The organism is Bradyrhizobium sp. UNPA324 (assembly GCF_006658635.1).
GTDB classification, from domain to species: domain Bacteria; phylum Pseudomonadota; class Alphaproteobacteria; order Rhizobiales; family Xanthobacteraceae; genus Bradyrhizobium; species Bradyrhizobium nanningense.
Map to the genome: position 1 here is coordinate 5,547,364 of NZ_LFJD01000004.1, position 21,038 is coordinate 5,568,401.

21 protein-coding genes are annotated in these 21,038 nt (G+C 63.9%); 18 read left to right on the forward strand and 3 right to left on the reverse strand.

The window, feature by feature from the left end; translation table 11 throughout:
- The first annotated feature begins 97 nt into the window (after nucleotides 1–97).
- From UNPA324_RS26650 to UNPA324_RS26685, 8 genes are all read left to right on the forward strand, one after another.
- On the forward strand, nucleotides 98–700 hold the full coding sequence (locus UNPA324_RS26650; RefSeq protein WP_128920487.1) for a TetR family transcriptional regulator: 603 nt from the start codon (nucleotides 98–100) through the stop codon (nucleotides 698–700).
- 55 nt (nucleotides 701–755) lie between these two features.
- Nucleotides 756–1,514 (forward strand): SDR family NAD(P)-dependent oxidoreductase, encoded by a 759-nt coding sequence (locus tag UNPA324_RS26655; protein WP_128920462.1) that lies wholly within the window; start codon nucleotides 756–758, stop codon nucleotides 1,512–1,514.
- A gap of 150 nt (nucleotides 1,515–1,664) precedes the next feature.
- A complete protein-coding gene (locus UNPA324_RS26660) occupies nucleotides 1,665–2,471 on the forward strand; it encodes an enoyl-CoA hydratase/isomerase family protein (protein WP_141936737.1) in 807 nt (268 codons plus the stop codon).
- A 43-nt stretch (nucleotides 2,472–2,514) separates the two neighbouring features.
- Complete coding sequence (locus UNPA324_RS26665) at nucleotides 2,515–4,386, forward strand: AMP-binding protein (RefSeq protein WP_128920464.1); 1,872 nt, start codon at nucleotides 2,515–2,517, stop codon at nucleotides 4,384–4,386.
- A 162-nt stretch (nucleotides 4,387–4,548) separates the two neighbouring features.
- Nucleotides 4,549–5,676 (forward strand): acyl-CoA dehydrogenase family protein, encoded by a 1,128-nt coding sequence (locus tag UNPA324_RS26670; protein WP_128920465.1) that lies wholly within the window; start codon nucleotides 4,549–4,551, stop codon nucleotides 5,674–5,676.
- A 143-nt stretch (nucleotides 5,677–5,819) separates the two neighbouring features.
- Entirely contained in the window at nucleotides 5,820–7,064 is a 1,245-nt protein-coding gene (locus UNPA324_RS26675) for an acyl-CoA dehydrogenase (protein ID WP_128920466.1), read from the forward strand.
- A 108-nt stretch (nucleotides 7,065–7,172) separates the two neighbouring features.
- A complete protein-coding gene (locus tag UNPA324_RS26680; RefSeq protein WP_141936739.1) occupies nucleotides 7,173–8,417 on the forward strand; it encodes an acyl-CoA dehydrogenase in 1,245 nt (414 codons plus the stop codon).
- A 142-nt stretch (nucleotides 8,418–8,559) separates the two neighbouring features.
- Complete coding sequence (locus tag UNPA324_RS26685) at nucleotides 8,560–9,258, forward strand: nitroreductase (protein ID WP_141936741.1); 699 nt, start codon at nucleotides 8,560–8,562, stop codon at nucleotides 9,256–9,258.
- Nucleotides 9,259–9,349: 91 nt separating this feature from the next.
- Here UNPA324_RS26685 and UNPA324_RS26690 read toward each other — a convergent pair whose 3' ends face one another.
- Together UNPA324_RS26690 and UNPA324_RS26695 are read right to left on the reverse strand one after the other, a co-directional pair.
- Entirely contained in the window at nucleotides 9,350–9,898 is a 549-nt protein-coding gene (locus tag UNPA324_RS26690; protein WP_018316216.1) for a sigma-70 family RNA polymerase sigma factor, read from the reverse strand.
- Nucleotides 9,898–10,131: a NepR family anti-sigma factor gene (locus UNPA324_RS26695; RefSeq protein WP_164936388.1), complete on the reverse strand. Its 234-nt coding sequence runs from the start codon at nucleotides 10,129–10,131 to the stop codon at nucleotides 9,898–9,900. Before UNPA324_RS26695 ends, UNPA324_RS26690 begins: the two co-directional genes overlap by 1 nt.
- 208 nt (nucleotides 10,132–10,339) lie before the next feature.
- Between UNPA324_RS26695 and UNPA324_RS26700 the strand changes: the two genes are divergently transcribed.
- The 6 genes from UNPA324_RS26700 (at nucleotide 10,340) to UNPA324_RS26725 (ending at nucleotide 15,346) form a co-directional block, all read left to right on the forward strand.
- The gene (locus UNPA324_RS26700; RefSeq protein WP_164936389.1) at nucleotides 10,340–11,146 is read left to right on the forward strand and encodes a response regulator; all 807 of its coding nucleotides are present in this window, start codon (nucleotides 10,340–10,342) and stop codon (nucleotides 11,144–11,146) included.
- A 149-nt stretch (nucleotides 11,147–11,295) separates the two neighbouring features.
- Nucleotides 11,296–11,910: a nuclear transport factor 2 family protein gene (locus UNPA324_RS26705; protein ID WP_128920471.1), complete on the forward strand. Its 615-nt coding sequence runs from the start codon at nucleotides 11,296–11,298 to the stop codon at nucleotides 11,908–11,910.
- Nucleotides 11,911–12,212: 302 nt separating this feature from the next.
- Nucleotides 12,213–12,635, forward strand: a complete 423-nt coding sequence (locus UNPA324_RS26710) for a hypothetical protein (protein WP_141936743.1) — start codon at nucleotides 12,213–12,215, stop codon at nucleotides 12,633–12,635.
- A 123-nt stretch (nucleotides 12,636–12,758) separates the two neighbouring features.
- A complete protein-coding gene (gene htpG, locus UNPA324_RS26715) occupies nucleotides 12,759–14,636 on the forward strand; it encodes a molecular chaperone HtpG (RefSeq protein WP_141936745.1) in 1,878 nt (625 codons plus the stop codon).
- Nucleotides 14,637–14,764: 128 nt separating this feature from the next.
- Nucleotides 14,765–15,043, forward strand: a complete 279-nt coding sequence (locus UNPA324_RS26720; protein WP_141936746.1) for a DUF3551 domain-containing protein — start codon at nucleotides 14,765–14,767, stop codon at nucleotides 15,041–15,043.
- Nucleotides 15,044–15,076: 33 nt separating this feature from the next.
- Nucleotides 15,077–15,346 carry a DUF3551 domain-containing protein gene (locus UNPA324_RS26725; RefSeq protein ID WP_141936748.1) on the forward strand — a complete coding sequence of 90 codons (270 nt, stop codon included), beginning with the start codon at nucleotides 15,077–15,079 and terminating at the stop codon, nucleotides 15,344–15,346.
- 144 nt (nucleotides 15,347–15,490) lie between these two features.
- Here UNPA324_RS26725 and UNPA324_RS26730 read toward each other — a convergent pair whose 3' ends face one another.
- Nucleotides 15,491–16,471 carry a Bug family tripartite tricarboxylate transporter substrate binding protein gene (locus UNPA324_RS26730; protein ID WP_141936751.1) on the reverse strand — a complete coding sequence of 327 codons (981 nt, stop codon included), beginning with the start codon at nucleotides 16,469–16,471 and terminating at the stop codon, nucleotides 15,491–15,493.
- A 183-nt stretch (nucleotides 16,472–16,654) separates the two neighbouring features.
- Between UNPA324_RS26730 and UNPA324_RS26735 the strand changes: the two genes are divergently transcribed.
- From UNPA324_RS26735 to UNPA324_RS26750, 4 genes are all read left to right on the forward strand, one after another.
- On the forward strand, nucleotides 16,655–18,469 hold the full coding sequence (locus tag UNPA324_RS26735) for a long-chain-acyl-CoA synthetase (RefSeq protein ID WP_141936752.1): 1,815 nt from the start codon (nucleotides 16,655–16,657) through the stop codon (nucleotides 18,467–18,469).
- A gap of 141 nt (nucleotides 18,470–18,610) precedes the next feature.
- Nucleotides 18,611–18,856: an acyl carrier protein gene (locus UNPA324_RS26740; protein ID WP_028134192.1), complete on the forward strand. Its 246-nt coding sequence runs from the start codon at nucleotides 18,611–18,613 to the stop codon at nucleotides 18,854–18,856.
- The gene (locus tag UNPA324_RS26745; RefSeq protein ID WP_181769524.1) at nucleotides 18,843–20,228 is read left to right on the forward strand and encodes a class I adenylate-forming enzyme family protein; all 1,386 of its coding nucleotides are present in this window, start codon (nucleotides 18,843–18,845) and stop codon (nucleotides 20,226–20,228) included. The genes UNPA324_RS26740 and UNPA324_RS26745 overlap by 14 nt, the downstream gene beginning before the upstream one ends.
- Nucleotides 20,218–20,943, forward strand: coding sequence for an SDR family NAD(P)-dependent oxidoreductase (locus UNPA324_RS26750; protein WP_141936754.1), 726 nt, complete (start codon nucleotides 20,218–20,220; stop codon nucleotides 20,941–20,943). Before UNPA324_RS26745 ends, UNPA324_RS26750 begins: the two co-directional genes overlap by 11 nt.
- Nucleotides 20,944–21,038 lie beyond the last annotated feature (95 nt).

Genomic DNA, 21,038 nt, shown 5'->3' on the forward strand with positions numbered 1-21,038 from the left:
CTTATCTGCGCCCGCTTCGAGCGGCGAACAGGGATCTTCCGTGGCTACCAGCGTACCGAACAGGCTCCCCAGCGGGAAGAATTCCACGGCGGAGAAATTGCTCGTGGCCGCGAGCGAGCTGATGATCGAGCGCTCCTCGATCGAGATCTCACTCTCCGACATCGCGCAGAAGTCGGGCGCCAACGCCGCGCTGGTCAAATATCACTTCGGCAACAAGGACGGCCTGCTGCTGGCGCTGCTCGCGCGCGATGCCGCGACCGAGATGTCCAACCTCGAATACCTCCTGGCCCAGCCGATCACGTCGACAGCGAAACTGAAGCTGCATATCGCCGGCATCATCCGCGCCTATCACCGGTTCCCCTATATGAACCGGCTGATTCATTATCTCCTGCACGAAACCAGCGCGAGCTCGGCCGATGAAGTTTCGAAGTTCTTCGTCGCGCCGCTGTTGGATTTCCATCGCCGCCTGCTCGCGGAGGGCGTCAGCCGCGGCGAATTCCGCCCGACCGATCCGGTGCTGTTCTACACCAGCCTGATCGGCGCTTGCGATCACCTGTTCTTCGGCCGGCACGCGATGTCTCGCGCGACCGGCGTCGGCCCGGTCACCGACGACGTCTGCCGGCAATACATCAAGCACATGGAAACGCTGATTTGCGGCGGCATCCTCACGCAAGCCGGGGAAGCCGCCGCTGCCGGATAGTCCGGCTGCACCTCTCAAAGTCTAGAGAAGAAACGTCCAAGGAAAGGTACATGCGATGCAGTTGAAAGACGTAGCCGTTCTCATCACCGGCGGCGGTTCGGGCCTCGGTGAGGCGACCGCCCGCGCCATGGCGGCCAAAGGCGCCAAGATCGGTGTGATCGACCAGAACAAGGAAAATGCCGAGAAGGTCGCCGCCGAAGTGAAGGGCATTGCGCTGCATGCCGACGTCACCAGCGAAGAGCAGATCAAGGCGGCAATCGCGAAAGCCGAAGCCGCCCATGGCGTCGCCCGCGTGCTGATGAATTGTGCCGGCATCGGCGGCTCGCAGCGCATCGTCGGTCGCGACGGCGTCTATCCGCTGGAAAAGTTCGCACGCATCATCAACGTCAATCTGATCGGCACCTTCAACTGCCTGCGTCTGTTCGCCGAGCGCCTCGTCACGATCGAGCCGGTCGGCGAAGAGCGCGGCGTCATCATCAACACGGCATCGGTTGCGGCCTACGAAGGCCAGATCGGCCAGATCGCCTATTCGGCGTCGAAGGGCGGCGTCGTCGGCCTGACTCTGCCGGCCGCGCGCGATCTCGCCAGCCAGAAGATCCGCGTCAACACCATCGCGCCCGGCCTGTTCTTCACGCCGCTGCTGATGGGCCTGAACGAGGAGGCCCGTAAGAGCCTGGGCGCCCAGGTGCCGCATCCCTCGCGTCTCGGCGATGCCGCCGAATACGGCATGCTCGCGGTGCACATCGTCGAGAATCCGATGCTCAACGGCGAGACCATCCGTCTCGACGGCGCCATCCGCATGGCGCCGCGGTAGGCCGTACTTTCTTCCTTCTCCCCTGTGGGAGAAGGTGGCGCGTAGCGCGCCGGATGAGGGGTTTTCTCCGCGCAACGATGTACATGCCCTCTCCCACAAGGGGAGAGGGCGCAATAACAGCCATCTCACGCGCGGACGCACGAGGCACCCATGTCCCAACCGCTGCTGATCGAGCATGACGAGGGCGTCGACCGGGTGACGCTCAATCGTCCCGAACACCTCAACGCGCTCGATCCCGCGCTGATCGACGCGCTCAACGTCTATTTCCAAAGCCTGCAGCGCAATCGCGACACGCGCGTCGTGGTGCTGAAGGGCGCAGGCAAGAATTTCTGTGCCGGCCTCGATCTCAAGGCGGCGATGGCGCGCCGTGCCGGGCAACAGGAGCCGCCCGGCGTCACGGAATCGCTGGATTCGCAACGGCGCATCGCCGACATCGTGATGCTGATGCGGCGTTGTCCGCAGCCGATCCTTGCTCTGGTGCGGGGTGCGGCCGCCGGCGGCGGTTTTGCGCTGGCGCTCGCCTCCGACATCCGCATCGCGACGAAATCGGCGCGGATGAATTGCGCCTTCATCAAGCTCGGCCTGAGCGGCTGCGACATCGGCACCAGCTATTTCCTGCCGCGGCTGGTCGGAGTGTCCGTCGCATCGGAGCTGATCCTCACCGGACGTTTCATCGGCGCCGAACGTGCGCTGGCGGTCGGCCTCGTCTCGGAGGTCGTGGACGAGGACAAACTCGACGAAGCGGCCGAGCCCTATGTCGACGCGATGATGACGGCCTCGCCCGTGGGCCTACGTCTCTCCAAGGAATGCCTCAACATGAGCGTCGATGCCGGATCGCTGGAAGCCGTGATCGCGATGGAGGATCGCAATCAGGTCCTGTGCAGCCGCTCCGAGGAATTTTCGGAAGGCATCAGGGCCTTCCTAGAGAAGCGAAAGCCTGTCTATATCAAGCGCTGAAGACAAAGATCCGCCAAGGACGAGAAATTCCGGGAGACGCAAAATGAGTGGAAGCGCGGCGGCAGTGATGACGAAGCCCGCCTTTCGCAAGATCGAATGGCTTGCGCGCGACATCGACGTCGAGCGCCGCGCCGACGGCACGGTGGTGCTGAAGTCGCGCATTCCGCTGCAAGCTTACGAGAAGCACATTCCGGCGTCGCTAGCCAAATGGGCGAAGGAAGCGCCCGAGCGCATCTGGCTGGCGCAGCGCGGCGGTCCGAATCGCGAATGGCGCAAGGTCTCCTATGCCGAAGCCAAGCGTACCGTGGATGCGCTGACGCAAGGTCTGCTCAATCTTGGGCTCGATGGTCGTCCCGTTGCGATCCTGTCCGGCAACTCGATCGAGCACGCGTTGATGACGCAGGCGGCGATGCAGGCGCGCGTCCCGGCAGCGCCAGTGTCGCCGGCCTACTCCCTGATGAGCCACGATCACGTCAAGCTGAAGTACCTGTTCGACCTGATCAAGCCGGCCGTATTGATGGTGCAGGACGGCCCGACCTTCGAGAAGGCGCTGAAGGCGCTCGATCTCGCCGGCGTCACCGTGGTTCATGTCGCGCGGCCCTGCGACGACATCACAAGCATCAGCTTTGCCGAGCTTGCGGCGACGCCGGTCACTACCGATGTCGAAGCGTCGATCGCGAAGATCACGCCGCAGACCATCGGCAAGCTGCTGTTCACCTCAGGCTCGACCGGCATGCCAAAAGCCGTCATCAACACGCAGGAGATGATGTGCGCCAATGCTGCGATGATGATGCAGGTCAGGCCACGCTCGCCTGACGGTCCGATCGCGACCATGCTGGACTGGATGCCGTGGAATCATACCATGGGCGGCAATGCGGCGTTTCATCCGATCCTGGTCGATGGCGGAACGCTCTATATCGACGACGGCCGGCCGATGCCCGGTCAGTTCGAGGAGACGCTGCGGAACCTGCGCGAGATCTCGCCGACCTATTATGCCAACGTCCCGGCCGGCTATGCTGCGCTCGCAGCCGCCATGGAGAAGGACGACGCGCTCTGCCGCTCGTTCTTCAAGAACCTCTCGATCATGGCCTATGGCGGCGCGCGGCTGCCGGACGATCTCTACGACCGCATGCAGGCCCTCGCCGTGAAGACCACCGGCGAGCGCATCGTATTCTACACCGGATGGGGCTCGACCGAGACCGCGCCGACCTCGACCGGCACCTATTGGGACACCGAGCGCGTCGGCCTGATCGGTCTGCCGTTCCCCGGCGTCGAGTTGAAGATGGTGCCCTGCGGCTCGAAATATGAATTGCGCCTGCGCGGCGTCAACGTCACGCCCGGCTATTTCGGCCAGCCGGAGCTGACGAAGAAGATGTTCGACGAGGAAGGCTTTTACTGCATCGGCGATGCCGGCATTTTCGTCGACGATTCCGATCCGGTGAAGGGCATCATCTTTGCCGGGCGGGTCGTCGAGGATTTCAAGCTGACCACCGGCACCTTCGTGCATGTCGGCTCGCTCCGCACCGATGCGATCGCGGCGACCACGCCTGTCGTGCACGACGCGCTGGTCGCGGGTCAGGACCGCGCCTTCATCGGCTTGCTGGCCTGGCCGAACTTGCATGCCTGCCGCCAACTCATCGGCAATCCCGATCTCAGTTTTGCCGATGCCGTGAAGCACCCCGAGGTGATCGCCTGCTTCAGGCGCGGGCTGGAAGCGCATAACAAGGAATGCGAAGGCGCCAGCAGCCGCATCATCGCGCGCGCGATGCTGATGGTGGAGCCTCCTTCGATCGACGGCAGCGAGCTCACCGACAAGGGCTACATCAACCAGCGCGCCGGCCTCGAGCGCCGCGCCGCGCTGGTCGAGCGGCTTTATGCGGACAAGCCGGATCAGGATGTGATCGTGCTGCGATGAAGCACTGCTCTCTACCATCGTCATTCCGGGGCGCGCGGAGCGCGAACACGGAATCCATCGGGCCGCATACGCCTGGAGAGATGGATTCCGGGCTCGCCGCTACGCGGCGCCCCGGAATGACGGTCTCAATCAAATACGACGAATAAATAGAGGTAGCCCGCCATGAACTTCGATTTCTCCGACGACCAGAAACAGCTCCGCGACCAGGCGCGCAAATTCCTCGCCGAAAAATGCTCGCCCAAGGCGGTGCGTGTGGTGCTCGACGGCATGGCGCCTTACGACAAGGAGCTCTGGAAGGGCCTCGCCGAGATGGGCTTTCTCGGCGTCGCGATTCCAGAGGAGTTCGGCGGCGCCGGTGCCGGCCATCTCGAACTCTGCGTGATCGCCGAAGAGATGGGCCGGGCCAACGCGCCGGTGCCGTTCTCCTCGACGGTTTATCTTGCCGCCGAAGCGCTGCTGATCGCCGGAAGCGACGCGCAGAAGAAGAAATGGCTGCCGACGATCGCCTCGGGCGAGGCGATCGGCACGCTGGCGCTGTTCGAGGGCAAGGGCAATCCGTCGCCGAAGAACGTCAAGCTCACGGCTGCGAACGGTGTGCTCAACGGCGTCAAGAAGCCGGTCGCCGACGGCGCCATCGCCGACTTCGCGGTGGTGGCCGCGCGCACGGGATCGAGCGGGCGCGACAGCGACATCTCGCTGTTCCTGGTCGATCTCAAGGGCGGCGGTGCCGAGGTGAAGAGCCTCACCAATCTCGATCCCACCCGCGGGCAAGCCGAGATCACCTTCAAAGACTGCAGGGCCGAGCCGCTCGGTGCTGCGGGCGAGGGCTGGAGCATTTTGACCCAGGTGCTCGACCGCGCCGCGGTGCTGTGCGCGTTCGAGCAGGTCGGTGGCGCCGATCGTGCGCTGGAGATGGGCCGCGACTACGCGCTCGACCGCATCGCCTTCGGCCGCCAGATCGGCTCGTTCCAGGCCGTCAAGCACATGCTGGCCGACATGTACGTCTCGGCGACGCTGGCGCGCTCCAATAGCTATTACGGCGCCTGGGCGCTCTCGACCAACGCGGCCGAGCTGCCGGAAGCCGCCGCTGCCGCCCGCATCAGCGCGACGCAGGCGTTCCAGCACTGCGCCAAGAACAACATCCAGGTTCACGGCGGCATGGGTTTCACCTGGGAGTTCGATTGCCACATGTACTACCGCCGCGCCAACGCGATGGCTCTCGGGCTCGGCAGCCTCAGCTATTGGGAAGACCAGCTGATCGAGCGGATGCGGAAGAAGAACGCGGCGTGACGATAGGTGCGTAGGGTGGGTTAGCCGAGCGGATTGCGCGAAGCGCAAGTCGCTTGGCGTAACCCACCTCTTCTGTCGATGAGGAAACCAAAGAGGTGGATTACGCCTTCGGCTAATCCACCCTACGGACAACAGAGAAAACCATGAACTTCGACGACACCCCGCAGGAAGCCGAATTCCGCACCACCGCGCGGGCCTGGATCGCCGCGAATGCGCCGAAGCAATACGAGGAGGAGCTGCGCAAATCCTCGCTCGGCCGCACCGTGCTCAAGAACGCCAATATTCTCGATGTCGCAAAAGCCTGGCAGAAGAAGAAAGCCGATGCCGGCTGGGCCTGTCTGCACTGGCCGAAGGAATATGGCGGCCGCGGCTCCTCGCCGATTGAGCGCGTGATCTGGCAGCAGGAGGAAGGGCCGTTCGGCCAGCTGTCGCGCATGTTCATCATCGGTCACGGCATGTGCGGACCGACCATGATGGCGTTCGCGCGTGAGGAGCACAAGCGCACCTATCTGCCGCCGCTGGCGTCCGGCGAAAAGGTCTGGTGCCAGCTGTTCTCCGAACCGGCCGGCGGCTCCGACGTCGCAGGGCTTCGCACGCGCGCCGAGAAGGACGGCGACGACTGGGTGATCAACGGTCAGAAGATCTGGACCTCGGGCGCGCATTATTCCGACTACGGCATTTTGCTCACCCGCACCGATCCGACCGTACCCAAGCACAAGGGCCTCACCATGTTCTTCCTGGACATGAAGAGCCCGGGCGTCGAGGTCCGGCCGATCAAGCAGGCGAGCGGGGCGTCGGACTTCAACGAGGTCTATTTCACCAATGTCCGCATTCCCGATCATCAGCGCCTCGGCGAGGTCGGCGACGGCTGGAACGTCTCGCTGACCACGCTGATGAACGAGCGCAGCGCGATCGGGGCGGCCGTCTCGACCGGCTTCCCTGAATTGTTCGAGTATTGCTCCAGCCTGATGCTCGACGACGGTCCGGCGATCGAGGATCGCGCGGTGCGCTCGAAGCTGGCGAACTGGGCGGTGAAGGCGAGCGGGCTGAAATACACCAGCATGCGCGCGATCTCCGCGTTGTCGAAGGGCGAGCGGCCGGGGCCGGAAAACTCCATCGGCAAGCTGGTGGCGGGTTCGATGATCCAGGACGTCGCGACCTATGCGCTGGATTTGCAGGGAGCGGCAGGCGTCGTCAGCGGCGAGAACGCCGAACTCGCCGGCCGTTTCCAGGCCATGCTGTTGCGCGCGCCGGGCACGCGCGTCGAAGGCGGCACCGACGAGATCATGCGCAACATCATCGCCGAGCGGGTGCTGGGCCTGCCCGGCGATATCCGTGTCGACAAGGACGTGCCGTTCAACAAGATCCCGACGAAGGGAAGGAATTAGCCGTCATTCCGGGGCGCCGCGCAGCGGCGAACCCGGAATCCAGAGGTTGTGGTTCGAGATTCCGGGTTCGCGCGTTGCGCGCCCCGGAATGACAGAAAGGAAGCCGCCATGAATTTCGACGACACCCCGCAGGAAGCCGCATTCCGCGAGACCGCGCGCAAATGGATCGACGCCAATGCGCCGAAGGAGCTGCATGCCGAGCTGTCAAAATCTTCGCTCGGCCGCATTCGCCTCGCCAGCCGCGACATCGTCGAGGTCGGCAAGGCCTGGCAGAAGAAGAAGGCCGATGCCGGCTGGGCGTGCCTGCACTGGCCGACGGAATATGGCGGCCGCGGCGCGACGCCGATCGAGAAGGTGATCTGGCAGCAGGAAGAGGGCGTCTACGGCAAGCTGACGCAGCCGTTCCAGATCGGTGAGGGCATGTGCGGGCCGACCGTGATGGCGTTCGGTAGCGAGGATGCGAAGCGCCGGTACTTGCCGAAGCTCGCCTCGGGCGAGGAGATCTGGTGTCAACTGTTCTCCGAACCGTCCGCCGGCTCGGACGTCGCGGGGCTCCGCACCCGTGCCGAGAAGAAGGGCGACAATTGGGTCGTCAACGGCCAGAAGATCTGGACCTCGGGCGCGCATTATTCCGACTATGGTCTTTTGATCGCGCGCACCGATCCGAACGTGCCCAAGCACAAGGGCCTCACCATGTTCTTCCTGGACATGAAGAGTCCCGGCGTCGAGGTTCGCCCGATCAAGCAGGCAAACGGCATGCAGGAGTTCAACGAGGTCTATTTCACCGACGTCGTAATTCCCGACAGCCAGCGGCTGGGGGCCGTCGGCGAGGGCTGGAGCGTCTCGCTGACCACGCTGATGAACGAGCGGATGTCGATCGGGGCGCGGCTTGCGACCGGCGTGCCTGAGATGTTCGAGTTCTGCTCCAACCTCATGCTGGAGGACGGCTTGGCCATCGACGATCCCGCCGTGCGCTCGAAGCTGGCGAGCTGGGCGGCGAAGTCGAACGCGCTGAAATACACCAGCTACCGCACGATCTCGGCGCTGTCGAAAGGCGAGCGGCCGGGCCCGGAGAACTCGATCGGCAAGCTGGTCTCGGGCATGATGCTGCAGGACATCGCGACCTACGCCATGGATCTGCAGGGTGCGGCCGGTGTTCTCACCGGCAGCGACGAGGAGACCGTGCAGGGCCAGTTCCAGCAGATGCTGCTGTCCTCGCCCTCGATGCGCATCGCCGGCGGCACCGACGAGATCCTGCGCAACATCATCGCCGAGCGCGTGCTGGGCCTGCCCGGCGACATCCGCGTCGACAAGGACGTGCCGTACAACAAGATCCCGACCAAGGGGCGGTGAGGGCAGCGTAGGGTGGGTTGGCGCACGGATGCGCGAGGCGCGATCCGCTGGGCGTAACCCACCACTTCTGTCAATGCGGAAACAAAACAGGTGGGTTACGCCTTCGGCTGACCCACCCTACGAGAAGAGCGCGAGCTGATCCATGGACGCAAAAGCCAAACAAACCGATCGCATCGGCGTGTTCGAAGAGCTGCTCAACGAGCGCTACTCCGTTCGCGCTTTCCTGCCCAAGGAGGTCGACCGCGCCACCATCCAGCATGTGCTGACGACCGCGCAACGCACCGCGTCCTGGTGCAACAGCCAGCCCTGGCAGGTGATCATCGCGAGCGGGGAGGCCAAGGAGCGCTTTCGCAAGGCGATCTACGCGGAGGCTTCAAAGGGTCTCGGCGACGATTACGACTTTACGCCGCCGCGTGAATATGTCGGCGTCTATCTCGACCGCCGCCGCGAGAGCGGCTTTCAACTCTACAACACGCTCGGCATCGCCCGCGGCGACAGAAACGCCTACGCCAAGCAGGCGCTGGAGAACTACAACTTCTTCGGCGCACCGCATGTCGCGATCATTCACACCAACGAGCCGCTCGGCATTTACGGTGCGATCGATTGCGGCGCTTATGTCAGCAATTTCATGCTGGCCGCGCAGGCACTCGGGCTCGGCACCATTCCGCAAGCGGCGCTGGCGCGCCACTCCGGCCTGATCCGCGGCCACTTCAATCTGCCCGACGATCGCCGCGTCGTCTGCGGCATTTCGTTCGGCTATGCCGACCACGCCCACAAGGTCAACAGCTACCGCACCTCGCGTGCGAGCGTGGCCGAGACCGTGACCTTCGTGGACGAGTAATCGGTGCTGGCGGCGCGGTTCTCGCACGCATGCAAAGGCGGCCGCAGGAGCGGCCGCCTTCTCGTTGTCTCGATCTTGACGACGCCGGCCGTCAGCCGCCGCTGCCGCCGATCACGGCTCGCACGGTCTCGTCCGGCCCGAAGTCCTCGGCGCCGTCGACGTAGAGCAGCGCGGCGAGCTTCGAGCGCGCGCGGTTGACGCGGCTCTTGATCGTGCCGACTGCGCAGCCGCAGATCGAAGCCGCATCCTCGTAGGAGAAGCCGGAGGCGCCGACCAGGATCAACGCTTCACGCTGGTCCTGTGGAAGCTTGTCGAGCGCCGTACGGAATTCCTCGAACTCGAGATGCGCGTTCTGCGACGGCTGTGTCTTCAGCGTCTTGGCGTAGTTGCCCTCGGCATCCTCCACCTCGCGCCGCCGCTTGCGATAGTCCGAGCGGAACAGGTTGCGCAGGATCGTGAACAGCCACGCCGGCAGGTTGGAGCCGGGCTGGAACGAGTCGATGTTGGCAAGCGCGCGGAGCAGCGTCTCCTGCACCAGATCATCGGCGCGGTCAGCATTGCCGCTGAGCGAGATGGCGAACGCGCGCAGACTAGGTACGGCCGCCAGGATGTCGTTACGCAGGGAGTCCGTGAGAGGCATTAGTCCCTCCCATTGTTGTTGTCGTTAGATCCCCCGTCATTTTCCACGTGGGGTGTGGCTCCCTGGGCATCAAGCTTCTTGATCAGTTCAGCGAACCGATCCGGAACCCCCTGCCGCACTACGTCATCATACATTGCGCGCAGCTGATGCCCGATCCGGGATTGAATCTCCGGAGTGAGCCCTCCCTTGCCGGGGGTCGTGCTTCTGGTTGCTTGAGACTTGAGATCTTTCATGACCTGTTCCACGTTTCCCCGAGTTAAGTTACTGTAAAATCGAGAAGTTTTCTCAACCGGGAGCCGTTCCCTGAATAGGCTCAATTCCAGGTTCGAGAAAAAGTTCCCCCTATAGCGGAACTTTTCTTAGGCTGATGCGTAAACAGCCCAGCAGGGGAACCGGGCCCCCCGCGTTGCCAGGTTTGGCCCGAAGATGAATGGAGTGGGGATGTCCCGTTCACAGCTTGTTGCTGAACACTTGCCGTTGTTGCGCCGGTACGCGCGCGCCCTGACGGGCAGCCAGGCCTCCGGTGACGCCTATGTCGCAGCCATGTTGGAAGCCATGCTGGGAGATCCGTCGGTACTCGACGAGAGCCATGGACCCCGCGCCGGGCTATTCCGGCTGTTTACCCAGATCTGGAATTCGGTCTCCGTCAACGACGATTCGGAGGTGACGACCCTGCCGATGCCACCGGAGCGGCGGCTGTCGAACATCACGCCGCTGCCGCGGCAGGCCTTCCTGCTGCTCTCGCTGGAGGGATTCTCGGAGGAGGAAGTCGCCTACATCCTCGGCACCGACGTCGCGGAGACGCGGCGGCTGGCGGATGCCGCCGGACGCGAGATGGCGGCCGAGATCGCGACCGACGTGCTGATCATCGAGGACGAGACTTTCATCGCCATGGACCTCGAGAGCCTGGTGAAGAATCTCGGCCACAACGTCGTCGGCGTCGCGCGCACCCATGCCGATGCGGTGGCGCTGGCCAAGAACAAGCGGCCCGGCCTCATTCTCGCCGACATCCAGCTCGCCGACGGCTCCTCGGGCCTGGACGCCGTCAACGAGCTGCTGCGCACTTTCGAGGTGCCGGTGGTGTTCATCACGGCGTATCCGGAGCGCTTCCTCACCGGCGAGCGACCCGAGCCGGCGTTCCTGATCTCAAAACCGTTCCAGCCCGCGATGGTTTCGGCGGTGGCGAGCCAGGCGCTGTTCTTCCAGCGCAACTCGCGCAACCGCACGCCGAAGGCGCCGGCGGCCTGACGAAGCGCCGTTCGCCTACAACTGGCGATGATGATTTGATCCGGCGTGCTGCAAGGCACGCCGGATTTTTCATGCCGCTCTGCCGTGCTTGACGTCCATCGAATTCGTCGCTCAAACCTCATGCATTGATCCCAGCCGGAGATGCACCCATGGACCAAATGTTGCTCGATCGCCTCGCCATCCGCGACCTCGTCGAGAACTGGGCGGTCTGGCGCGATGCCGGTGACTGGGCGCGCTTTGCCACGGTCTGGCACGAGGAGGGCTGGATGTCCGCGACCTGGTTTCAGGGACCGGCGCGGGATTTCATGCGCGTCAGCCAGGAGGGGTTTGCCAAAGGCGTGCGCATCCTGCATTTCCTCGGCGGCACCAGCATCGACGTCTCAGGCGCGCGGGCCATAGCCCAGACCAAGATGACGATCTCGCAGCGCGCCCTGGTGCACGACGTGCTCTGCGACGTCGTCTGCACCGGACGCTTCTACGATTTCCTGGAGAAGCGGCAAGACCAATCAGGAATTGGCAAATGGGGCATCGTCCGCCGCCAGCCGATCTACGAGAAGGACCGGATCGACCCGGTCGATCCCGCGGCGACGCTCCGTCTCGATCAGCAGGCGCTCGCCGCGCTGCCCGAAGGCTATCGCCATCTCGCCTACATGCAGGAGCTGATCGGCTACAAGGTCAAGCGCGACATGCCGGGCCTGATCGGGCCCGAGGTCGAGAAGCTCTATGGCGAGGGGCGGGACTGGCTCGCGGGGAAGGCCAGATAACGCGAACCCGGATAACTCGAACCAAAGTGAGCTGCAGATAAAAGCAAAGTGAGCCCCAGAAAAAAGTAAGGCGCGACTGGCATCACCACAGTCGCGCCCTACGTCGCCGGCTTATGGGGCAGGGGGGAATAGCCGGCTGCAGAGACGACTCCTGTCTGCACGAGTCGTTCCAGCCCTTGCGAAATATTTTGCGCACGCTGCTGCATTTGCCGCACACGGTTAAGTGATCGTAATGGCCAAGAACCCCCGGTCCTCCGCTCGCGTTGTTCCCGCGATCGCCATGGGGCGAGGGACCGATAGTCATGTCACAAATTCATAAGGTATTTTTGGGCGCCGTCGCGATTGCCGCAACGCTCGGCGCGGTGCAATTGGCCTCCGGCCACGATCTGGCCGACCGCTGGCAGGCGGTCGCCGATGCGCCCAGCCACAACTTGAATTCCGCGCCAAGCAATAACGTCAATCGCGCCGGCAAAGCCGACCGCCTCACCGAACTCAAGCCGGCTGCGGTTCCCACCCGCACCGTCTCGATGCGGCTGAACGGCCTCGCCGCCACCTCGGTCCTGCTGCGGGTCGCCGCGGTGATCGAGACCGGCAACGCCAAGCCGCCTGTACTGCTCCAGAACCAGAAGAAGGTGCGCAACAGGCCGACGATCGCCTGCGAGCCGATGGTCAGCTCGTTGACCGAGGTCGCAAAGCTGCTTCAGCCCGGTCGTTGTGTGACCTGATCCGCCGAGCGATCGGACAGATCGTGCTCCCGCCGGGAGGGCGATTTTTCACGTCCACTTGATCCCCTGTCGCCTCGCGTTATATCCCGGGTTTCTTCCCTTTTGTTTTGACCGGGTAAACGCATGACGACGTCAGACACGGCTGTGCATACGCAGCCTTTCCAGGCCGAGGTTTCCGAGCTTCTGCACCTCATGGTGCATTCCGTCTATTCCGAGACCGACATCTTCCTGCGCGAGCTCGTCTCCAACGCCTCCGACGCCTGCGACAAGCTGCGCTACGAGGCGATCGCCAGCCCGGCGCTGCTCGGCGAGGGCGACGCGCTCAAGATTCGCATCATTCCCAACAAGCAGGCCAAGACGCTCGCGATCGCCGACAACGGCATCGGCATGGAGCGGCAGGAGCTGATCGACCATCTCGGCACCATCGCCCGCTCCGGCACCAAGGCGTTCGTGTCGAAGCTGAAGGAGGCCAAGGACGGCCTCGGCCTGATTGGCCAGTTCGGCGTCGGCTTCTATTCCGCCTTCATGGTCGCCGAGAAGATCGTCGTCATCAGCCGCCGCGCCGGCGAGAGCGACGTCTGGAGCTGGACCTCCTCCGGCGGCTCCGGCTTCGAGATCGTCCGTGCCACCGACGAGGAGGCGGCGCGCGTGACCCGCGGCACCGAGATCGTCCTGCACCTGAAGGACGATGCCAAGAAATATCTCGAGGCTTTCGAGATCGAGCGCATCGTCGGTGCCTATTCCGACAACATCCTGTTTCCCATCGAGCTCGTGCCGGAAGAAGGCGAGCCGCGCCAGATCAATTCGGCGAGCGCGCTGTGGCAGCGCTCGAAATCCGAGCTCACGGCGGAAGACTACAAGAAGGCCTATCAGCAGATCGCGTCCGCCTTCGACGATCCCGCGATGACGCTGCATTACCGTGCCGAAGGCCGCTACTCCTACGCCGTGCTGCTGTTCGCGCCCTCGACCAAGCCGTTCGACCTGTTCGAGCCGAACCGCAAGGGCCGGGTGAAGCTTTACGTCCGCCGGGTCTTCATCACCGATGATGCCGATCTGTTGCCGGGGTATCTGCGCTTCATCCGCGGCGTCGTCGACAGCGAGGATCTCCCGCTCAACATCTCCCGCGAGATGCTCCAGAACAATCCGCAACTGGCGCAGATCCGCAAGGCGGTGGCGACCCGGGTGGTGTCGGAGCTCGAAAGCCTCGCCGAGAAGGATGCGGAGAATTTTGCCAAGACCTGGGACGCGTTCGGTACGGTGCTCAAGGAAGGCATCTACGAGGATTTCGAGCGGCGCGAAAAGCTGCTGGCACTGTCGCGCTTCACCACGACGTCGGGCGAGAAGCGTTCGCTGAAGCAGGTCATCGCGGATTTCAAGCCGAACCAGACCGAGATCTATTATCTCGTCGGCGACAGCATCGAGCGGTTGAAGTCCAATCCGCGGCTCGAAGCGGCAACCGCGCGCGGCATCGAGGTGCTGCTGCTGTCCGATCCCGTCGACGCCTTCTGGACCTCGATGCCGTCGGAGTTCGAGGGCAAGCCGCTGAAATCGCTGAGCCAGGGCGACCTCAATCTCGACCTGATCCCGTGCATCGACGACAAGGACGAGTCGAAGAAGGAAGAGCCGGCCGCGGATGAGGCCGCCATCATCGCCATGATCAAGGCCGCGCTCGGCGAGCGCGTCAGCGACGTCAAGGCTTCGACGCGCCTGACCAACTCGGCCTCTTGCCTCGTCGCCGACAGCCAGGGCCCGAGCCGCGAGCTCGAGCGCATCCTGTCGCAGCAGAACAGGGGCATGCGGACCAAGCCGATCCTCGAGATCAATCTGCGCCATCCGCTGGTGACTGCGATCACCAAGGCGCAAGCCGGCTCGAAAACGGTCGACGATCTCAGCCTGCTCTTACTCGAACAGGCGCAAATCCTGGACGGCGAATTGCCGGAAGACCCGGCTGCGTTTGCCGCGAGGCTGAACCGGCTCGTGTTGCAGGGGCTCGGCGCCTAGCGACTCTGGGAGCTGCGGTCACCTTGCCGTCATCTGTCGCTAGGAACAGTCGCCGCCGGCCTTGCGTTATGCCATAGCAGGCGGTCGGCATCAGACCCGCCGGCGCCGTCGATTCGAGGATTAAGTCCATGCGTCTGTCGATTTTGACCCTTACCGCGATTGCCACGCTGTTCGTCGCGGCAGATGCCAGCGCCCAGACCTATGATCCGCGCTATCCGGTGTGCATGCACGTCTATACGCCCGGCAGCTTCGGTGGTGGCGGCGGCGACTATTTCGACTGCTCCTTCACCTCGCTGCCGCAGTGCCGTGCGACCGCGTCGGGCCGCTCGGCCAGCTGCGACGTCAATCCCTATTACGCCTTCGACGAGCCGCCGCCACCGCGCAAGCGTTACAAGAGGGTGCATTAGCGACCCGCGATGCAGCATATTGGAATATAGTTCATGCGCTTCTCGTTCGGCTTGATCATGACCGCCGGCGCACTGTTCACGGCCGCGCCGTCGCATGCGCAGACCTTTGATCCGCGTTACCCCGTCTGCATGCATGTTTATTCAGGTGCGAACGGTGGTGGTGGGGAGTGGTACGACTGCTCCTTCACCTCGTTGCCACAGTGCCGCGCCACCGCTCTCGGCCGCTCCGCGATCTGCGATCTCAATCCGTATTATCCGTTCCAAGAGCCGCCGCGGCGCTGGCGTCACGAGCGTAGCGGTTAGCGTCGGGCGGGCCGGCGCTCCCGCTTCGCGTGCGGCGCCGCGCGCTAAAGCATGATCCGGAAAAATGCGAAGCGGATTTTCGGAAAAACCATGCGCAAACAACAACCTAAGGCGCGATGACGATCATCCAAATCTCATCGCGCGTTAGTCCTTCCTAATCCCCGACAGCTCGACCACCTTGCGCCAGCGGTCGGTCTCGGCCGCAAGCATGCCACCGAACTCGCTGGCGTTGCCGTGCAGCGGGACGGCGCCGAGCTCGGCGATGCGGGCCTTGATACCGGAATCGGACAAAGCGGCGTCGATCTCGCGATTGAGCAGTTCAATGATCTCGCCCGGCGTATCGCGCGGGGCGCCGACGCCGTAGAACGAGCTCGTCTCATAACCGGGCAGCGTGTCGGCGATCGGTGGCACGTCGGGCAGGATCTCCGAGCGCTCACGCGTGGTGATGCCGAGCGCGCGCAGCTTGCCGGCGCGCACCAGCTCAAAGGACGAGGTGACGTTGTCGAACATGCCCTGGATCTGCCCGCTCATCACGTCGGTCAAGCCCGGCGCCGAGCCACGATAGGGAACGTGGGTGAACTGCACGCCGGCCATCGACTTGAACAATTCGCCCGAGAGATGCAGCGAGGTGCCGATGCCCGAGGAGGCGATCGACACTTTGCCGGGATTAGCCTTGGTGTAGGCGATAAAGTCGGCCACGGTCTTCACCGGCAGGTCGTTGTTGACGACCAGCACCAGCGGAATTCGTGCGACGCCGGCAACCGGTGCGATGCCCTTGGCGAAATCATACGGCAGCGCCGGATCGAACGAGGCGTTGATCGCGTTCGCGGTCGAGGTCAGCAGCAGTGTGTAGCCATCGGGTGCCGAAGTGATGACCGCCTGTGTCCCGATATTGCTGCCGGCGCCGGGCTTGTTCTCGACCACGAAGGTCTGGCCGAGCCGGTCGGACAGTCGCTGACAGAGCAGCCGCGACAGCAGGTCGGTCGCGCCACCCGGCGCGTAAGGCACCACCCATTTCACGCTATGCGAGGGATAGGAGGGGTTACCGAGAGCAAAAGCGCGCGGCGCGGCGAGCGTAGCTGCAGCGCAGGCGGCAGCCTGGAGGAAATGTCGTCTGGTGATCATGGTCTGCATTCCCATTCTCACGTTGCTATCGCAAGAACTGTGCCCCGGCGCACGCCGATCCCGTCGGCTTGGTAAAGGATCACTAGAGTTAATCGTGCACTAATCGGCCTTTACTTTGTCTCTTAACACCTGGGCAGGACGCGCGAGCTAAGCTGCCGGGAAACAGCAGACACGCCCGAAAGAATGAACGGCATGACAACCGGTATCATCGAACGACCGAAAGCCGAGCGCGCGCCTTCGGCTTCAAAGATCTGGTTGAAGGCCATCGAGCTCACCGCGCGGATCGAAACTCTGCCGGGACGTCTGTTCGCCGATGTCGTCGATGATTGGGCGCAGCGCCAGCCCGACCGCGTCGCGCTGCTCGCGGATGACGCAAGTCTCGACTACGCGGGCCTGTCGAAGCGCATCAATCGCTACGCGCGCTGGGCGCGCTCGGTCGGCGTGGCCAAGGGTGATATCGTCGCGTTGATCGTGCCGAACGGTACCGACTACGTCGCGGCGTGGCTCGGGATCAGCCGGGTCGGCGGTGTGGTCGCGCTCCTCAACACCAAGCTGGTTGGGTCGTCGCTCGCGCATTGCATCGACGTCGCCAAGCCCTCGCACATCATCGTGGCGCATCAGCTGACGGAAATGTGGGAGAGCTCAACGCCGCACCTGAAAACCCAGGCCAAGGTCTGGACGCATGGCGATGCCCGCAGTGATCGCGCCATCGACGTCGCGCTTGCGGTGCTGGACGACGCTCCCCTCTCGCCGGAGGAGCACGGCGAGGTCACCATCGACGACCGTGCGTTGCTGATCTACACCTCCGGCACCACTGGCCTGCCGAAGGCCGCCAGCATCAGCCATCGCCGCATTCTCAACTGGGGCTTCTGGTTCGCCGGCCTCACCGGCGCGAGCCCGCAAGACCGGCTCTATGATTGCCTGCCGTTGTTCCACTCGGTGGGCGGCATCGTCGCGCCATGCAGCATGCTCGCTGCCGGCGGCTCGGTGCTGATCTCGGAGAAATTCTCGGCCTCGCATTTCTGGTCCGACATCGTCCGTCACGACTGCACGCTGTTTCAATATATCGGCGAGCTCTGTCGTTACCTGCTCAAGGCGCCGCCGTCGGAATACGAGAACCGCCACCGTCTCCGCCTCGTTTGCGGCAACGGCCTGCGCGGCGACATCTGGGAAGACTTTCAGGCGCGTTTCGCCATTCCCCGTATCCTCGAATTCTACGCGGCGACGGAAGGCAATTTTTCGTTGTTCAACGTCGAGGGACAGCCGGGCGCGATCGGCCGCATTCCGCCGCTGCTCGCGCATCGCTTCCCTGCCAATCTCGTCAAGCTCGATCCCGACAGTGGCGCGCCGCTGCGCAATGAAGAAGGATTTTGCCTCCCCTGCGCCCGCGGCGAGGCCGGCGAAGCCATCGGCCGCATCGGCACAGCCGATGAAGGCGGCGGCCGCTTCGAGGGCTATACCGACGCCGGCGAAACCGAGAAGAAGATTCTTCGCGATGTGTTTGCCAGGGGTGACGCCTGGTTTCGCACCGGCGATTTGATGCGGATCGACGACAAGGGGTTCTTCCATTTCGTCGATCGTATCGGCGATACGTTTCGCTGGAAGGGCGAAAACGTCGCGACCTCGGAGGTGAACGATGCGATGCGCGATTTCGCCGGCGTGGTCGACGCCACTACCTATGGCGTCAGCATCCCCGGCGCCGACGGCCGCGCCGGCATGAGCGCGATCGTCGTCAACGAGGGCTTTAACATCGATGCGCTGCCCGCACATCTGGCGCAGCGCCTGCCGGCCTATGCGCGCCCGGTCTTCATCCGCATTTCCCGCGAGCTCGATGCGACCGAGACCTTCAAGCAGAAGAAAGGCGATCTGTCGCGGGAAGGCTTCGATCCCGCCACGATCTCCGATCCGCTTCTCATGGTGGATTCGAGAACCGGGGCCTATGTCCTGCTGGACGCCGAGGCGCATGCACGAGTCATAGGCGGCTCGATCAGGCTGTAGATCCCGCCAAAATCAGCAGATAGGTCCAATTTTACCTGAATTGTCCAAGAAGGCATTTACTTCTCCCGGGTAAACAAGCGGCCATGGGGAGGCGGCCAGCAAGAGCCGCCGCAACACCAACGATAACAAAGCGAGCCAGCCATGTCGGTAAGGTCTAAGGTCATCGAGGCGATCAGGCAGATCGCCAAGGAGCAGAACGTCACGCTTCCGGAGCTGTCGGACGATTTGTCGCTGCATGAGACGGGCTTCGACTCGCTCGCCTTTGCCATTCTGGTCGCGCGTCTCGAGGACGACACCGGCGTCGACCCCTTCACCATTTCCGAGGACGCAGCATTCCCCGCCACGGTGGGCGATTTCGTGCGGGCCTACGAAAATGTCCCCGCGTGAGATCTTTGCACTTCGCGACCATCTCGGCGCGGAGCTGAAAGTCCGCACGATCTCCGATGCGCAGCATGTCGTGTCGCTGACCGACATCCTGTCGCAGACGGTCCTCGGCGGCCGGTTGAGCGAACTGTCGGGCCGCTCCGTGCTGCTCAAATTGTCCGACCAGCTCCGGTCGGGACTTGCCATGATCGAGCTCGACGGCATCGCCCGCCGCATGCTGCTGTGCCCGCCCGATCTCAACCCGGCGCATCTCGACGCGCTGATCGCGGACGCCGGGATCGATGCCGTCGTCACCGACGAAGCCGGTCGCTGGGCCAATTCGGGCATATCGCTCGTCGTCACCGCACAATTGCCGCTGGAAGCCACCGCGCCGGCCAAGACCGAGCGCGCCACGGAATGGCTGATGCTCACCTCGGGCACCTCGGGCGTGCCGAAGATCGTCGGTCACACGCTGGAAGCGCTGACCGGCGCGATCGTCGCGGAAGGGCCCGCGCGCGGATCTGCGCCGGTGTGGGCGACGTTCTACGACATCCGCCGCTATGGCGGCCTGCAAATCTTCCTCCGCGCCATTCTCTCCCGCGGCTCGATGGTATTGTCGGATCCGCATGAGGCGCTCGGCGATCACGTCGCGCGGCTGAAGGCGCGTGGCGTCTCGCACATCTCCGGCACGCCGTCGCACTGGCGCAAGCTCCTGATGAGCGGCTCTGCCGCGCAATTCGCCCCGGCTTACGTCCGCCTCTCCGGTGAAATCGCCGACCAGGCGGTACTCGACGGGTTGAAGGCGGCATTCCCCAATTCCTCAGTCGGTCATGCCTATGCCTCGACCGAAGCCGGCGTCGGCTTCGCCGTGAATGACGGGCTGGAAGGCTTTCCGGCCGACTATCTCGGTAATCGCAACGGCGTCGAGATGAAAGTGATCGACGGTTCGCTGCGGATCCGCTCGACGCGCACCGCGCATGCCTATGTCGGCCGCAGCGCCGCAGCGCTCACCGATGACGACGGATTTGTCGACAGCGGCGACATCGTCGAGCTCCGCGGCGACCGCTATTATTTCGTCGGCCGCCGCGGCGGCATCATCAATATCGGCGGGTTGAAGGTCCACCCCGAAGAGATCGAGGCGGTCATCAACCGCCATCCGGACGTGCGGATGTCGCGGGCCAAGTCGCGCAAGAGTCCGATCACCGGCGGCATCGTGGTCGCCGACGTGATCCTGGCCGACGGCACCGACCAGGCGCGGGTCAAGGAAATCCGCGACCAGATCCTGGCTCAGTGTCGCGCGCAGCTCGCCTCGCACAAGGTGCCGGCGGTGATCCGCTTCGTCGAGGCGCTCGATGTCACCCCGGCCGGAAAACTGGCGCGCACCGATGCATCATAACGTTCTCGTCACCGGCGGCAGCCGCGGCATTGGCCTCGCGATCGGCAGACGCCTCGTCGGTGTCGGCTACAACGTGATCGCAGTGGCGCGGCGCGAGAGCGAGGAGCTCAAGGGCGCAATCGCCGAATCCGAGGGGCGCCTGCATTTCCGTCCCTGCGATCTCGCCGTGATCGACGCGATCCCGGCCTTCGCAAAGCTCGTGCGCGACGAGTTCGGCCCGGTCTACGGCCTCGTCAACAATGCCGGCCTCGGCACCGAAGGCCTGCTCGCCACCATGCATAATTCCGAGATCGAGGCGCTGGTGCAGCTCAACGTGCTGTCGCCGATCATCCTCACCAAATATGTGGCGCGGCAGATGATGGCGGACGGTGCTGGGCGTATCATCAACGTCTCCTCGATCATTGCGACGACCGGCTATAACGGCCTGTCCGTCTATGGTGCGACCAAGGCGGCGGCCACCGGCTTCACCCGCTCGCTGGCGCGCGAGGTCGGCAAGGTCGGCATCACCGTGAATGCGATCGCGCCGGGCTTCATCGACACCGAGCTCACGCACAATCTTTCCGACGAGGGGCGCAAGCGCATCGCCGGCCGCAGCGCGCTGCGCCGCCTGCCGGAGACGGACGACGTCGCGCGCATGGTGGAATACCTGCTGGGAGAAGGCGGCCGCAACGTCACCGGGACCGTCTTCACCATCGACGCAGGGAATACGGCCTAAGCGGAACTCCGCCGCCATAATCGCGTTGATCCGGCCCAATGACATTCAGCCGGATTTGGTCGTAAGATGCCCCGCAATCGATTGGGTTACGTCAA

Excerpts from the sequence above, each read along its gene's own strand:
- UNPA324_RS26660 (WP_141936737.1), top strand. The coding sequence starts at position 1,665 with ATGTCCCAACCGCTGCTGATCGAGCATGACGAGGGCGTCGACCGGGTG.
- UNPA324_RS26685 (WP_141936741.1), top strand. The coding sequence starts at position 8,560 with ATGGACGCAAAAGCCAAACAAACCGATCGCATCGGCGTGTTCGAAGAG.
- UNPA324_RS26655 (WP_128920462.1), top strand. The coding sequence starts at position 756 with ATGCAGTTGAAAGACGTAGCCGTTCTCATCACCGGCGGCGGTTCGGGC.
- UNPA324_RS26680 (WP_141936739.1), top strand. The coding sequence starts at position 7,173 with ATGAATTTCGACGACACCCCGCAGGAAGCCGCATTCCGCGAGACCGCG.
- UNPA324_RS26675 (WP_128920466.1), top strand. The coding sequence starts at position 5,820 with ATGAACTTCGACGACACCCCGCAGGAAGCCGAATTCCGCACCACCGCG.
- UNPA324_RS26735 (WP_141936752.1), top strand. The coding sequence starts at position 16,655 with ATGAACGGCATGACAACCGGTATCATCGAACGACCGAAAGCCGAGCGC.
- htpG (WP_141936745.1), top strand. The coding sequence starts at position 12,759 with ATGACGACGTCAGACACGGCTGTGCATACGCAGCCTTTCCAGGCCGAG.
- UNPA324_RS26725 (WP_141936748.1), top strand. The coding sequence starts at position 15,077 with ATGCGCTTCTCGTTCGGCTTGATCATGACCGCCGGCGCACTGTTCACG.
- UNPA324_RS26730 (WP_141936751.1), bottom strand. The coding sequence starts at position 16,471 with ATGATCACCAGACGACATTTCCTCCAGGCTGCCGCCTGCGCTGCAGCT.
- UNPA324_RS26705 (WP_128920471.1), top strand. The coding sequence starts at position 11,296 with ATGGACCAAATGTTGCTCGATCGCCTCGCCATCCGCGACCTCGTCGAG.
- UNPA324_RS26665 (WP_128920464.1), top strand. The coding sequence starts at position 2,515 with ATGAGTGGAAGCGCGGCGGCAGTGATGACGAAGCCCGCCTTTCGCAAG.
- UNPA324_RS26710 (WP_141936743.1), top strand. The coding sequence starts at position 12,213 with ATGTCACAAATTCATAAGGTATTTTTGGGCGCCGTCGCGATTGCCGCA.
- UNPA324_RS26720 (WP_141936746.1), top strand. The coding sequence starts at position 14,765 with ATGCGTCTGTCGATTTTGACCCTTACCGCGATTGCCACGCTGTTCGTC.
- UNPA324_RS26700 (WP_164936389.1), top strand. The coding sequence starts at position 10,340 with ATGTCCCGTTCACAGCTTGTTGCTGAACACTTGCCGTTGTTGCGCCGG.
- UNPA324_RS26690 (WP_018316216.1), bottom strand. The coding sequence starts at position 9,898 with ATGCCTCTCACGGACTCCCTGCGTAACGACATCCTGGCGGCCGTACCT.
- UNPA324_RS26670 (WP_128920465.1), top strand. The coding sequence starts at position 4,549 with ATGAACTTCGATTTCTCCGACGACCAGAAACAGCTCCGCGACCAGGCG.
- UNPA324_RS26695 (WP_164936388.1), bottom strand. The coding sequence starts at position 10,131 with ATGAAAGATCTCAAGTCTCAAGCAACCAGAAGCACGACCCCCGGCAAG.
- UNPA324_RS26745 (WP_181769524.1), top strand. The coding sequence starts at position 18,843 with ATGTCCCCGCGTGAGATCTTTGCACTTCGCGACCATCTCGGCGCGGAG.
- UNPA324_RS26750 (WP_141936754.1), top strand. The coding sequence starts at position 20,218 with ATGCATCATAACGTTCTCGTCACCGGCGGCAGCCGCGGCATTGGCCTC.
- UNPA324_RS26740 (WP_028134192.1), top strand. The coding sequence starts at position 18,611 with ATGTCGGTAAGGTCTAAGGTCATCGAGGCGATCAGGCAGATCGCCAAG.